This window comes from Mesorhizobium hawassense (genome assembly GCF_003289945.1).
Classification (GTDB): domain Bacteria; phylum Pseudomonadota; class Alphaproteobacteria; order Rhizobiales; family Rhizobiaceae; genus Mesorhizobium; species Mesorhizobium hawassense.
Window position 1 is genome coordinate 194,685 of record NZ_QMBP01000008.1, and the last position, 12,861, is coordinate 207,545.

Here is a 12,861-nt window from a genome sequence, read left to right on the forward strand (position 1 = left end):
CCGATCGCGCTATCTTCGCGCTATGGCCGAGCCGGACGAAGCCCGCAGATTTTACGCCAGGCTGATGGCCGCGCATGCGCAGTCGGCCGATCCGCGCATCGAGGAGGTGTTCGCCTCGGTGCCGCGCGAGGCTTTCCTGGGCCCGGGACCATGGACTGTTTTTGCCGGCAAGGGCCGGTTCGAAACGCCGAGCGCCGATCCTGGCTACATCTACCAGAACGTGCTCGTGGTCCTCGATGCCGACAAGGGCATCAACAATGGCGAGCCGATGCTGCATGCCATGTGGCTCGGCAAGGTCGCCCCGAAGCCGGGCGAGACCGTCACCCATATCGGCGCCGGCACCGGCTACTACACGGCGCTGCTGGCGAAGCTGGTCGAGCCGGGCGGCAGCGTCACCGCGTTCGAGCTGGAAGCCGGTCTCGCCGCGCGCGCCAAGGCGAACCTTGGCCAATACGACAACGTGGAAGTGGTCCATGGCGACGCCGTCGCCAATGCGCTGCCCCCCTCAGACGTCATCTACGTCAATGCCGGCGTCGTCGCTCCGCCCGCCGCATGGCTGAAGGCGCTGAAGCCCGGCGGCCGCATGATCTTCCCATGGCGCCCATCCGAAACCGTCGGCCTCGCGGTCCTCATCACCCGCCTGGAAAATGGTTTTGCCTGCCGGCCCTTCATGGGCTCCTGGTTCATCCCCTGTGTCGGCGCCTCTGTTGCCGGAGTGGCGGCTAGAACACCGACGCGTGAACGCGCCGTGCGAACCCGCTCGATCTGGCTGACGGCGGCCAAGGCTCCGGACCGCACGGCGACCGCCGTCTTCGGCGATATCTGGTTTTCATCGCGCGCCATTCGCGGCGACAGCAGGCGATAGAAACTTTTCGAGGCCCTGTCGAAAACGTGCTTTGCCGTTCGTCCTAGGAGCAATTCCAGGAAAGTGCGAAGCGGTTTTCCGTCAGGAATTTCGTCAACCACTCTAACGAGAAATCCGGCCCTGACGGCGCGGATAATGAAAACGGAGAATGAAGATGCGCAAGATCATCGCCGCCACCTTCGTCAGCCTCGACGGCGTCATGCAGGCGCCGGGCGGACCGGAAGAGGATCCGGTCGGCGGCTTCAAGTTCGGCGGCTGGACCTTCCATTACTTTGACGAGGTGGCGGGCAAGGCAATGGATGAGATGTTCTCCAAGCCATTCGACCTGCTGCTCGGGCGCAGAACCTACGACATCTTCGCCGCCTACTGGCCATATCAGAAAGATTCGATCGCGGATGTCTTCAATCCCGCGACCAAATATGTGGCGACGCATCGGCCGGACAGCCTGAGCTGGCAGAACACGCAATCGCTCGGGACCGATATCGTCGCGACGTTGCGCCGGCTCAAGCAGGAGGACGGGCCGGACCTGCTCATCCAAGGCTCGGGCGATCTGATCCAGACCCTGCTCGCCAACGGCCTGATCGACGAGATCCGGCTGATGATCTTCCCGCTGCTGCTGGGCAAGGGCAAGCGGCTGTTCGGCGATGACGCGATGCCTGCCGCCTTCAAGCTCGTCAAATCGCAGGTGACGAGCACCGGCGTCATCATGACGACCTATGAGCGTTCGGGCGAAATCAAGGTCGGGTCGTTCGCGCAGGAGGAGCCTTCCGCGGCCGAGCTCGAGCGGCGCAAGAACTGGGAGTAGCACAAAATCGGGTGCGCGGCGGGCCGAGCCTGCCGCGCGCCCGCCTCATCAAGCCTCGCTTTCGCAACAAAGCCTGACCACCAGGAGCCCGCCGATGATCCCCACCATTACCGCCTTCGAACGATCGCCCGACGGCGGCAGAGGGCTCGCGCGTGACATGCAAGTCCGTTGGGCACTCGAGGAGGTGGGGCAAGCTTATGACGTTCGTCTCGTTTCGTTCGGCGGGATGAAACGACCCGCGCATGTTGCGATCAGCCCCTTCGGCAATATCCCGACCTATGAGGAAGATAATCTCGCTCTGTTCGAGTCTGGCGCCATCGTCCTTCACATCGCTGAGCGTCATGCGGGCCTGTTGCCGGATGATGCGAATGCGCGGGCGCGCGCAATCAGTTGGATGTTCGCTGCCTACAGCACGGTGGAACCGCCGATCCTGGAGCGCGCGACAACGGTGATCCTGGAACGCGAGGCGACGTGGCACGACCAGCGTCTGCCCTTGGTCGATGACCGGATCCGCAAGCGACTGACCGAACTCTCCCGCCACCTGGGCGATTGCGACTGGCTCGATGGCGAATTCAGCGCTGGCGACCTCGTCATGGTGGGAGTGCTGCGCCGGCTGCAGAGATCGGGACTGCTGAACGAATTCCCGAACGTCGCCGCCTATGTCGCCCGCGGCGAGGCACGACCGGCCTTCAAGCGCGCCTTCGATGCGCAATTGACGGTCGCTATGGCGGCATCGAATGGCTGATCGGCCGTTCACGCCGCCTGTCGATAACGCGAAAGACCCTCGCGGATATGGCTGGCGAAAGCCTGCGCAGCAGGCTGGATGGCATGCTTCGGCAAATGCAGGTTGACGGAAAAATTCGGCAGCGCCGGCAGGCCGGCATCGGACAGGATTTCGAGATCGGCCGGCACCGTCGAAGCAAGCCAGGTGGTCACCGCGAGGTCCGACCGCACCGTCGCGGTCGTGGCGTCGATATTGCCGTTCTCGAACACGGTCCGCCAGTCGAGCCCTTGCTCGCCGAGTGCGGCCAGCACCGCCGGGCGGAAGGCGCAGGTGTCGGCGACGATCGAGACCGGCAGCGGCCGCTTCAGACGCGCCGAGCCGCCTCTGGCGCCGACCCAGACCAGCCGGTCGACGAGCAGGCATTCGCCGGCGGTGGGGCCGGCGCGTTCCTCGATGATGGCAAGGTCGATGGTACCCGCCACCAAGGCCGCCGCAAGTTCCGGCGAGGACGCGCAGACCAGCGATATCTCCACCTGCGGATAGGCTTCGGCGTAAGCTTTAAGCACCGGCGCGAGCAGCGTGCCGACGAGATCGTAAGGCACGCCGATCCGCACCTGTCCGGCGACCACCCTGCCCTTGATGTCGGCAAGGATCTCGTCGTTGAGCTGCAGCAGGCGCCTGGCCTTGTCGAGCAGCCGCTCGCCGGAGCGCGTCAGCTTCAGGCCGCGGCGGTCGCGTTCGAACAGGCTCTGGCCGAGCACCTCTTCAAGCCGTTTGACCTGTTGGCTGACCGCGCCTTGCGTTAGGTGAAGCGCATTGGCCGCCGCCGTCATGCTGGCCTTGTCGGCGGTGGTGACGAAAGTGCGGATGAGGGTCGTGTCGAGGTCGCGGATCATGGCGGCATTATATTCGCTAATGCAAACTATATCAAACATTGCATTTACTGATGCCGCAAAGCGCCTAAGCATGCCGGCTCCTCAGACCGGGAAGCCCGCATGTCCGAAACCATCATCCCGTTGGTCCTGTTCGCGCTGATCTCGACCTCGACGCCCGGCATCGCCACGACGCTCTCGACCGCTTCCGGCGCGCAATTCGGCTTTCGCCGCTCGGTGCCGCTAATGGCCGGCAGCGCCGCCGGGCTGGCTACCGTGGCGGCCGCGGGCGCGGCCGGCCTCGCCGGGCTGCTTGCGGCCATCCCATCCCTGCAGCTCGCCATGAAGATCGCCGGCTCGCTCTACCTGATCTGGCTGGCGATCAAGATCGGCCGCAGCGGCCCGCCCAAGCTCGACATCAGCATGGCCAGGCCGAACAGCTTTTTCGGCGGCGCCGGCATCCAGTGGATGAACCCGAAGGGCTGGGCGATGGGCCTCGGCGCCGCCGCATCCTTCGCGGCGCTGGCGGATGGTCCCTTGCAACTCGCGCTGCTGCTCGGCGCCGTGTTCGGCCTGACCGCGGCTTTCTCATTGTCTTTGTGGTGTGTGGCGGGAACCCTGCTTGCCCGCCTGCTCAAGACGGAGCGCCAGTGGCGTGCGCTCAACATCGTGCTCGGCCTGCTGCTGGCCGCCTCGATCCTGCAGATGTGGCGGCCGGTATAGCGCTGTTCCTCGCCCCCACGAAGGTGGGGGAGAGGTGGCTCGGCGAAGCCGAGACGGAGAGGGGAACTCGCGCCACGGCACCAGTTTCCGGCGACGAACTCGCCCTACGAAGGCCCCCTCTCCGGCCGCTTCGCGGCCACCTCTCCCCCGCGTTGCGGGGGCGAGGAACCTAACCCTCAGACGGCGTAGCGCGCCGCCGGCTTGCCGGAGAACAGGCTGCCGAAGAACTGGTCCCGGGCGCCGAGATAGGTGGCCAGCCCGGCCGCATCGGCAAGGCCGGGCGCGGTGACGGTCTCGCCCTGGGCGAGCCCGGCAAGTGCCGCGTCGACCAGATCTTCGGCACTCATGATCCAGTCCGGATTGATCCTGTCGAGGCTGATGCCGGAGACGTCCCACAACTCGGTGCGGATCGGTCCGGGCACCACTGACTGGACTTTCACATTGGTGCCGGCGACTTCCTTCTGCAGCGCTTCCGTGAAGTTGGCGACATAGGCCTTGGTGCCGCTGTAGATGCCGCCGACGGCAATGCCATAGGCGACGACCGAGGCGATGTTGATGATGGCGCCGCGGTTGCGCGCAAGCAGGCCCGGCAAGACCGCCCTGGTCAGCCTGGTCAGCGCCACGACATTGACCTTGATCATGCGCTCCGCCGTGTCGGCGTCGGCATCGGCAATGGTCTCCAGGCCGGCCACGCCGGCATTGTTGATCAGCAGCGTCACGCTGTCGTCCGTCGCGACCGTCTGCTCGACGCGGCGCAGATCGGCATCGACGGAGAGATCGGCGACGATCGTCTTGACCTTGCGGCCATAGGCGTAGGCGAGCCTGTCTGCCACTTCCTGCAGCCGGTCGGCGCGCCGCGCCACCAGCACCAGGTCGTAGCCTTGCCCCGCCAGCCGGTCCGCATAAACCGCACCGATGCCCGACGATCCGCCGGTGATGACGGCCGTGCCCTTGTTGTCCTTCGTGCTCATTGTCCTGTTCCTTTTGTCCTGTTCGTCCCTACTCGGCCAACGGTGCCGGTCGGACATCGCTTCGGGTGCAATTCCAATTAGTGGCATATGCCACTTTCATCGAAGTAGGTATATGCCACTATCTTGTCAACGGCGACGGTGAAAACTATTTTCTCAGGATGGCCGGCACACGTTTCCGCCGGTAAGGAGTTCATATGGACCAGGCTAAGCAACCCGGATTTAGCCGCTGCAACAACGCCACGCTGCGGCGCGCCGCGCGCAGCCTCGGCCGCTTCTACGACGACGCGCTGGCGCCCACGGGCTTGAAGAGCACGCAGTTCGGCCTGCTCTTCCAGATCCATATCAGCAGCGAGCCGGCGATGGGCACCATCGCCGAGGCGCTGATCATGGACCTTTCGGCGCTCGGCCATACGCTGAAGCCGCTGATCCGCGACGGCTATGTCGAAACCTTCGCCGACAAGGACGACCGCCGCGTCAAGCGCGTGCGTCTGACGCCGCGGGGCGAGGCCAAGCTCGACGAAGCGATCAGGCTGTGGGGCGTCGCGCAGCAGCAGTTCGAGGACAAGGTCGGCGCCGAGCAGGCGGCGAAACTGCGCGCGGCGCTCGACGCGGTGGCCGATCTCGACCTCGAAATGCCGGCGGCCGCTCCTTCGAACTGAAGAAACGGCCGCGGTTCAGGATTTGAAGTAGCTTATTCCGCGGGCATCGCGACGGGCCGTGCAAACGCCCGTCCCGCCAGCACGATGCCGAGCCCGATGACCGGAAACGCCGCGGCGACCAGGCCGAGATCGGCCGGCGCGCCGAAGCGCAGCACCGCGGCGCCGACCACCGCACCCAGCGCGACACCGAAATAGAGCGCCGAAGCGTTGAGCGACAGCACGATCGGCGCGGCATCGGGCGCGATCTTGAGGATGCGGCTCGCCTGCGCCGGCGGGAAGGCCCAGCCGACGATGCCCCAAGGCACCATCATGGCCATCAGCGCCGGTCCGGCGATCGACTGCGGCAGGAAGGCCGGAATCAGCGAGAAGGTCACCAGCATCGCGGCCGACAGCGTCAGCGACCAGGCGACGGTGCGGGTCGCGCCGAAGCGGTCGGCGGCCTGGCCGCCGGCGATGTTGCCGATGACGGCGCCGACGCCGAAGGCGAGCAGCATCCCGGGCAGCGCGATCGGCGACAGCCCGCCACCCTGAATGGCCAGGGGCGCGATGAAGCTGAAGACGGTGAAGGCGCCGACCAGCGCAAGCGCCGTCGTCAAAAGGATCGGCATCACGCCGGGGCGAACCGCCGCCGCCAGCCTGCGCTTCAGGGGCAGCCTGGTGCCGACGATGCCGCGCGGCAGCCGCCACCAGAGGATCGCGCCGGACAGGGCGCCGAGCCCGGCGATGGCGAAGAAGGTGCCGCGCCAGCCGGCAATCGCCGCGACCAGCGCGCCGAGCGGCGCGCCGACCGCCACGGCCACCGTGGTGCCGCCGACGACGACCGCGATGGCGCGCGCCCGGTGGTGGTCGTCGACCAGCGCCACCGCCGTGCCCTGCGCGGTCGCCGCGAACAGGCCGGACGATAGTGCCATGACGATGCGGGCGATCAAAAGCAACTCGAAGGACGAGCTGAGCGCCGCCACCAGATTGCCGATGACGAAGAACACCAGCGTCCACAGGATGACGCGCCGCCGGTCCCATTCGCCGGTCAGCGTCGCCAGCACAGGCGCGCCGATCGCATAAGCGAGCGCGAAGGCAGTGATCAGCGAGCCGGCGAGCGGCACGGAGATGTCGGCGTCGGATGCAATGTCGGGAAGAAGGCTGGAGATGACGAAGCCTTCGGTCGAGATCGCAAACGATCCGAGCGCCAGCCAGAAGATCCGCTTGTCCATGGGCATGTCCTTAGTTCAAAAGTTATTGAACAATTGGACATGGCACGGCATGATGTCAACCGAGCCGGGACAAAATAGCTGAACCCTGCTGACAGCCCTGTGTCAGGACGGGGCCAGAATGAAGAAGCTGCGTCCATCGGCAGCACCAGGAGCCGCGTTGAAGTTCGCGTCGTTTGTGCTTAATTCTGGGGCATGAGCCTGCCCCATCCCACCACCGACCAGATCAGCCTGCCGATCGTACTCGCCGTGCTCGGCGATCCGACCCGGCTTGCCATCGTGCGCTATCTGGCCAGCAAGGAAGGCGTGCCGCTGAACTGCAGCAAGTTCCTCGACCTCGCCTCCAAGACCAATCTCAGCTACCACCTCGCCAAGCTGCGCGAGGCGGGCGTCACCCGCAGCGAAGCCGTCGGCACCAGCCGGCTGATCACGCTGCGCCGCGACGACCTCGACAAGCGCTTTCCCGGCCTGCTCGACAGCGTGATCGCCGCGGCCGACGGCGACAAGGATCTGCCGGCGGTCGGCACCGCCGAGGTCGAGGTTTCGGCCTGATCCCCATGCGCATCGCCGTCCTCGCCGACATCCATGGCAACGTGCTGGCACTGGATGCGGTGCTGGACGATCTGAAACGGCGCGGCGGCGCCGACATCACCGTCAATCTCGGCGACTGTGTCTCCGGCCCGCTCTGGCCGCGCGAGACGATGGACAGGCTGCGGGCGCTCGGCCTGCCGACGGTGCGCGGCAATCACGATCGCCGCGTCGCGCAGGATCCGGCCGACGACACCATGTGGCCATCCGATCGCTATGCAAAGGAGCGGCTGACATCGGCGCAGCGCCAGGCGCTGCTCGACTTGCCGCTCACACTGGAGATCGCGCCCGGAATCGTCGCCTTCCACTCCCGGCCGGACCATGACGAGAAATACCTTGCCGACGCCATCGTCGACGGCCAGCTGGTGCGCGCGCCGCTAGCCGCGATCAGGCGCCGGCTGAAGCCGCTCGATCCGGGCTGCCGTCTGGTATTGTGCGGCCACAGCCACCGCAACGAATTGATCCGCATCCCCGACGGTCCTGTCATCTTCAACCCCGGCAGCGTCGGCTGCCCGGCCTATGACGATGACACGCCGCCGGCGCATGTCTCCGAGCAAGGCTCGCCGCACGCCCGCTATGGCATCGTCGAGCTCCGGGACGGCCATCCCGGCCGCTTCGAGGCGATCGTCGTGGACTACGACCATGAAGCCGCCGCAAAGCAGGCCGAACAGGCGGGACGGCCGGAATGGGCACACGCGCTGCGGACCGGGTTCATGAGGATTGAGCGGAGCTCATATCCTGATTGAACGGAGTTCATATCCAGATTGGGCGAAGCTCATATCCAGATTAAGTGGAGCTGATATCCATTGAGCAAGGCTCATATGAAGCGCAAGGCCATGCTCCCGTCGACGCTGCTCTTGGCTGCTCCTTTGCTGCTCGCCGCCGTGCCGGCCTTGGCTGAGGAAGCGCCGGGAACGATCATTTCGATCATCGGCGGCCTCGCGCCGGACGATCTTCTCAACATCCGCGCCACCGCTTCAGCGGGCGGGAAGGTGGCGGCGCGGCTGCCCAATGGCGCGGCCGTCAGGAATTTCGGCTGCAACGTCATCAAAGGTCATCCCTGGTGCAAGGTCGAGGACACGCAGGACGCTCATATCGTCGGCTGGGCGCCGGCCCGCTATCTCAGCCCCAACAACCCCGCGCCGGCGCCGGATGACGGCACGGTACCGACCACCGGAGACAGCACAGCCGCGCCCGCCGAAACGCCGCCGCCGGATATCGCGACGCGGCTGGGCGGCAGCGAGCCGGGCGACCCGCCATCCGCCGCGGATATCGGCAGGACCGCCATGCAGGACGCCTATGGCCTCGCCTTCGCGGCCGCGGCAAACGCCGACGCCCCTGCCCCGGACGCCGGCATCCCCTGCGCGCGCCATGTCGGCCAGCCGATGACCCGTTGCGAGATAAGTGTCGCGCATACCGGCGGCGAAAGCGCCGTGACCGTGACCTGGCCGGACGGCGGCAGCCGCATCATCACCTTCCATGACGGCCAGCCGAGCGGCTCGGACTCGCCGGACGAATTCCGCTTCACGCGCGAAGGCACGCTCAACATGATCCGCGTCGGCGTTTCCGAGCGCTTCGAGATCACGGATGCGCTCGCGCTGGGATACTAGGGATTTGGCAATAGGCAGTAGGGATTAGGCAGTAGGGGCTTGAACCCTCCCCTACTGCCTACTGCCTACTGCCTACTGCCTACTGCCTATTGCCTACTGCCTACTGCCTACTGCCTACTGCCTACTGCCTACTGCCTACTGCCTACTCCCGCATTTTCGGGGTTACATCCCGCAAAACTCTTCCCTATAAGGCCCTCCTAGCCTGATACCATAATCGCAAGCACAACCGGCCGGGTCCTCCCGTCCCGGTTTTTCGTGCAAGCCGCTCGCCGAACGGATTTTTCGAATATGCCAAGACGCACCGACATCAAGTCGATCCTGATCATCGGGGCCGGCCCCATCGTCATCGGCCAGGCTTGCGAGTTCGACTATTCCGGCACCCAGGCCTGCAAGGCGCTGAAGGAAGAGGGTTTCCGCGTCATCCTGGTCAACTCCAATCCGGCCACGATCATGACCGATCCGGAGCTGGCCGACGCCACCTATATCGAGCCGATCACGCCCGAAGTGGTGGCCAAGATCATCGCCAAGGAGCGGCCGGACGCGCTGCTGCCGACCATGGGCGGCCAGACCGCGCTCAACACCGCCCTGTCGCTGCGCCGCATGGGCGTGCTGGAGCGCTATCAAGTAGAGATGATCGGCGCCGACGCGCATGCCATCGACAAGGCCGAGGACCGCGCGCTGTTCCGCCAGGCGATGAGCAAGATCGGCCTGGAGACGCCGCGCTCGATGCTGGCCAACGCCACCGACGTCAAGAACGCCGACCGCAAGACGCATGAGGCCGAGCGCGCAGCACTCAAGGCCGAGAACCCGGAAAACCTCGACGCCGCGCTCGACGCGCTGGAAACGCGCTGGAACCTCGGCGAAGGCGACCGCAAGCAGCGCTATATCAGCCATGGCATGGCGATCGCCGCCCAGGCGCTCGACCATGTCGGCCTGCCGGCGATCATCCGCCCGTCCTTCACCATGGGCGGCACCGGCGGCGGCATCGCCTACAACCGCGCCGAATTCTACGACATCGTCCAGTCGGGCCTCGACGCCTCCCCCACCACCGAGGTGCTGATCGAGGAAAGCGTGCTCGGCTGGAAGGAGTATGAGATGGAGGTCGTCCGCGACAAGGCGGACAACTGCATCATCGTCTGTTCGATCGAGAACCTCGACCCGATGGGCGTGCACACGGGTGACTCCATCACCGTCGCGCCGGCGCTGACGCTGACCGACAAGGAATATCAGATGATGCGCAACGCCTCGCTGGCGGTGCTGCGCGAGATCGGCGTCGAGACCGGCGGCTCCAACGTGCAGTTCGCCGTCAACCCGGCCGACGGCCGTCTGGTCGTCATCGAGATGAACCCGCGCGTCTCGCGCTCCTCGGCGCTGGCCTCGAAGGCGACCGGCTTCCCGATCGCCAAGGTCGCCGCCAAGCTCGCCGTCGGCTACACGCTGGACGAGTTGGAGAACGACATCACCGGCGGCGCGACGCCGGCGTCCTTCGAGCCGACCATCGACTATGTCGTCACCAAGATCCCGCGCTTTGCCTTTGAAAAATTCCCCGGCGCCGAGCCGGTGCTGACCACCGCCATGAAGTCGGTGGGCGAAGTGATGGCCATCGGCCGCACTTTTCAGGAATCGCTGCAGAAGGCGCTGCGCGGACTGGAAACCGGCCTGACAGGCCTGGACGAGATCGAGATCCCCGGCCTCGGCCACGGCAGCGCGCCCGCCAGTCATGTCGACGACCGCAACGCCATCCGCGCCGCGCTCGGCACGCCGACGCCCGACCGGCTGCGCATGGTGGCGCAGGCGATCCGCATGGGCACGTCGCTGGAAGACGTGCACGCCATGTGCAAGATCGACCCGTGGTTCCTCGAGCAGATCGCCGGCATCATCGCCATGGAGGAGCGCATCCGCGAGCATGGCCTGCCGCAGGATGCCGAGAACCTGCGCATGCTGAAGGCGATGGGCTTTTCCGACGCCCGCCTCGGATCGCTGACCAGGACCGACGCCGAAGCCGTCCAGAAGGCCAGGCAGAAGCTCGACGTCCATCCGGTCTATAAGCGCATCGACACATGCGCCGCCGAATTCGCCTCGCCGACCGCCTATATGTACTCGACCTATGAGGTGCCTTTCGTCGGCGAGCCCGCCAACGAGGCGCGGGTTTCGTCGCGCCGGAAAGTGGTCATCCTCGGCGGCGGTCCGAACCGCATCGGCCAGGGCATCGAGTTCGACTATTGCTGCTGTCACGCGGCGTTCGCGCTGCGCGACGCCGGCTATGAAGCGATCATGATCAACTGCAACCCGGAGACGGTGTCGACCGACTACGACACCTCCGACCGGCTCTATTTCGATCCGCTGACGGCGGAGGACGTGCTGGAGATCCTGCGCGCCGAGCAGGCCTCGGGCGAACTGGTCGGCGTCATCGTCCAGTTCGGCGGCCAGACGCCGCTGAAGCTGGCCGACGCGCTGGAGAAGGCCGGCATCCCGATCCTCGGCACCTCGCCCGACATGATCGACCTGGCGGAGGACCGCGACCGCTTCCAGAAGCTCCTGCACAAGCTCAATCTCAGCCAGCCGAAGAACGGCATCGCCTATTCGGTCGAGCAGGCGCGCCTCGTCGCCGGCGAGCTTGGCTTCCCGCTGGTGGTGCGCCCCTCCTATGTGCTCGGCGGCCGCGCCATGCAGATCATCCATGACGAGGGCATGCTGCAGACCTACCTGCTCGACACCGTGCCCGGCCTGGTGCCGGAGGACATCAAGCAGAAATACCCCAACGACAAGACCGGCCAGATCAACACGCTGCTGGGCAAGAACCCGCTTTTGTTCGACACCTATCTCAAGGGCGCCATCGAGGTCGATGTCGACTGCCTCTGCGACGGCAAGGACACCTTCGTCTCGGGCATCCTGGAGCATATCGAGGAGGCCGGCATCCATTCGGGCGACAGTGCCTGCTCGCTGCCGGTGCATTCGCTGCACCCGGACCTCGTCGACGAGCTGGAGCGGCAGACCGCGGCCTTGGCGCGCGCGCTCAATGTCGGCGGCCTGATGAACGTGCAATACGCCATCCAGGACGGCGCGGTCTATGTGCTGGAGGTCAACCCCCGCGCCTCGCGCACCGTGCCCTTCGTCGCCAAGACCATCGGGCGTCCAATCGCGAAAATCGCGGCGCGCATCATGGCCGGCGAGACGCTGGAAAACGCCTTCGCCCACTACGGCGCAATGCCCGATCCGCGCAATCCCGGCCACATCGCGGTCAAGGAAGCCGTCTTCCCCTTCGCCCGCTTCCCCGGCGTCGACATCCTGCTCGGCCCGGAGATGCGCTCGACCGGCGAGGTCATGGGCCTCGACCGCGATTTTGCGCTGGCCTTCGCCAAGAGCCAGCTCGGCGCCAATGTCGACCTGCCCCGCTCCGGCACCCTCTTCGTCTCGGTCCGCGACGAGGACAAGAAAGGCATCCTGCCGGCGGTGAAACGCCTCGCCGGCCAGGGCTTCAAGGTGCTCGCCACCTCCGGCACCGCCCGCTTCCTCGCCGAGAACGGCGTGGTTGCCGAAAAGATCAACAAGGTGCTCGAAGGCCGCCCCCACATCGAGGACGCCATCCGCAATCGCCAGGTCCAGATCGTCTTCAACACCACCGACGGCCAGAAGGCCGTGTCGGACTCGAAATCGCTGCGCAGGGCAACGCTGATGCAGAAGGTGCCGTATTACACGACGCTGTCGGGTGCGGCTGCGGTGGCGGAGGCGATTGCGGCGCTAAGAGCGGGGAACCTCGAAGTGCGGCCGCTGCAGGAGTATTTTGGATGAGGCCCACGCCTCAATATCGTCAAACACATAGGAGAACGGCACGA

General features: G+C 65.9%; 12 protein-coding genes. 9 read left to right on the forward strand and 3 right to left on the reverse strand.

Annotated elements, in window-relative coordinates:
• Positions 1–22 precede the first annotated feature (22 nt).
• The 3 genes from DPM33_RS18255 (at position 23) to DPM33_RS18265 (ending at position 2,415) form a co-directional block, all read left to right on the forward strand.
• A complete protein-coding gene (locus DPM33_RS18255; RefSeq protein WP_112098836.1) occupies positions 23–865 on the forward strand; it encodes a protein-L-isoaspartate O-methyltransferase family protein in 843 nt (280 codons plus the stop codon).
• 154 nt (positions 866–1,019) lie between these two features.
• Positions 1,020–1,670, forward strand: coding sequence for a dihydrofolate reductase family protein (locus tag DPM33_RS18260; RefSeq protein ID WP_112098930.1), 651 nt, complete (start codon positions 1,020–1,022; stop codon positions 1,668–1,670).
• Positions 1,671–1,764: 94 nt separating this feature from the next.
• Positions 1,765–2,415 (forward strand): glutathione S-transferase family protein, encoded by a 651-nt coding sequence (locus tag DPM33_RS18265; protein WP_112098837.1) that lies wholly within the window; start codon positions 1,765–1,767, stop codon positions 2,413–2,415.
• A gap of 8 nt (positions 2,416–2,423) precedes the next feature.
• Here DPM33_RS18265 and DPM33_RS18270 read toward each other — a convergent pair whose 3' ends face one another.
• Positions 2,424–3,290, reverse strand: a complete 867-nt coding sequence (locus tag DPM33_RS18270) for a LysR family transcriptional regulator (protein ID WP_112098838.1) — start codon at positions 3,288–3,290, stop codon at positions 2,424–2,426.
• A gap of 99 nt (positions 3,291–3,389) precedes the next feature.
• Here DPM33_RS18270 and DPM33_RS18275 point away from each other — a divergent pair, with 99 nt between their 5' ends.
• Positions 3,390–3,989, forward strand: coding sequence for a LysE family translocator (locus tag DPM33_RS18275; RefSeq protein ID WP_112098839.1), 600 nt, complete (start codon positions 3,390–3,392; stop codon positions 3,987–3,989).
• A 176-nt stretch (positions 3,990–4,165) separates the two neighbouring features.
• Here the strand turns inward: DPM33_RS18275 and DPM33_RS18280 are convergent, their stop codons facing one another.
• Positions 4,166–4,960 (reverse strand): SDR family NAD(P)-dependent oxidoreductase, encoded by a 795-nt coding sequence (locus DPM33_RS18280; RefSeq protein WP_112098840.1) that lies wholly within the window; start codon positions 4,958–4,960, stop codon positions 4,166–4,168.
• Positions 4,961–5,154: 194 nt separating this feature from the next.
• On the opposite strand from DPM33_RS18280, the gene DPM33_RS18285 reads away from it, so the two are divergent.
• On the forward strand, positions 5,155–5,619 hold the full coding sequence (locus tag DPM33_RS18285) for a MarR family winged helix-turn-helix transcriptional regulator (protein WP_112098841.1): 465 nt from the start codon (positions 5,155–5,157) through the stop codon (positions 5,617–5,619).
• 32 nt (positions 5,620–5,651) lie between these two features.
• Here the strand turns inward: DPM33_RS18285 and DPM33_RS18290 are convergent, their stop codons facing one another.
• Complete coding sequence (locus DPM33_RS18290) at positions 5,652–6,830, reverse strand: MFS transporter (protein ID WP_112098842.1); 1,179 nt, start codon at positions 6,828–6,830, stop codon at positions 5,652–5,654.
• Between the two features lie 192 nt (positions 6,831–7,022).
• On the opposite strand from DPM33_RS18290, the gene DPM33_RS18295 reads away from it, so the two are divergent.
• The 4 genes from DPM33_RS18295 (at position 7,023) to carB (ending at position 12,817) form a co-directional block, all read left to right on the forward strand.
• Positions 7,023–7,379 (forward strand): ArsR/SmtB family transcription factor, encoded by a 357-nt coding sequence (locus tag DPM33_RS18295; protein WP_112098843.1) that lies wholly within the window; start codon positions 7,023–7,025, stop codon positions 7,377–7,379.
• Between the two features lie 5 nt (positions 7,380–7,384).
• Positions 7,385–8,161, forward strand: coding sequence for a metallophosphoesterase family protein (locus DPM33_RS18300; RefSeq protein ID WP_112098844.1), 777 nt, complete (start codon positions 7,385–7,387; stop codon positions 8,159–8,161).
• Positions 8,162–8,221: 60 nt separating this feature from the next.
• Entirely contained in the window at positions 8,222–9,025 is an 804-nt protein-coding gene (locus DPM33_RS18305; RefSeq protein WP_342634353.1) for an SH3 domain-containing protein, read from the forward strand.
• A 288-nt stretch (positions 9,026–9,313) separates the two neighbouring features.
• On the forward strand, positions 9,314–12,817 hold the full coding sequence (carB, locus tag DPM33_RS18310) for a carbamoyl-phosphate synthase large subunit (protein WP_112098846.1): 3,504 nt from the start codon (positions 9,314–9,316) through the stop codon (positions 12,815–12,817).
• The last annotated feature ends 44 nt before the right edge of the window (positions 12,818–12,861 follow it).

What these genes read in the sequence shown, in the direction of transcription:
- DPM33_RS18300 (WP_112098844.1), top strand. Translation starts at nt 7,385, where the DNA reads ATGCGCATCGCCGTCCTCGCCGACATCCATGGCAACGTGCTGGCACTG.
- DPM33_RS18275 (WP_112098839.1), top strand. Translation starts at nt 3,390, where the DNA reads ATGTCCGAAACCATCATCCCGTTGGTCCTGTTCGCGCTGATCTCGACC.
- DPM33_RS18270 (WP_112098838.1), bottom strand. Translation starts at nt 3,290, where the DNA reads ATGATCCGCGACCTCGACACGACCCTCATCCGCACTTTCGTCACCACC.
- DPM33_RS18265 (WP_112098837.1), top strand. Translation starts at nt 1,765, where the DNA reads ATGATCCCCACCATTACCGCCTTCGAACGATCGCCCGACGGCGGCAGA.
- DPM33_RS18285 (WP_112098841.1), top strand. Translation starts at nt 5,155, where the DNA reads ATGGACCAGGCTAAGCAACCCGGATTTAGCCGCTGCAACAACGCCACG.
- DPM33_RS18260 (WP_112098930.1), top strand. Translation starts at nt 1,020, where the DNA reads ATGCGCAAGATCATCGCCGCCACCTTCGTCAGCCTCGACGGCGTCATG.
- carB (WP_112098846.1), top strand. Translation starts at nt 9,314, where the DNA reads ATGCCAAGACGCACCGACATCAAGTCGATCCTGATCATCGGGGCCGGC.
- DPM33_RS18255 (WP_112098836.1), top strand. Translation starts at nt 23, where the DNA reads ATGGCCGAGCCGGACGAAGCCCGCAGATTTTACGCCAGGCTGATGGCC.
- DPM33_RS18295 (WP_112098843.1), top strand. Translation starts at nt 7,023, where the DNA reads ATGAGCCTGCCCCATCCCACCACCGACCAGATCAGCCTGCCGATCGTA.
- DPM33_RS18280 (WP_112098840.1), bottom strand. Translation starts at nt 4,960, where the DNA reads ATGAGCACGAAGGACAACAAGGGCACGGCCGTCATCACCGGCGGATCG.
- DPM33_RS18290 (WP_112098842.1), bottom strand. Translation starts at nt 6,830, where the DNA reads ATGGACAAGCGGATCTTCTGGCTGGCGCTCGGATCGTTTGCGATCTCG.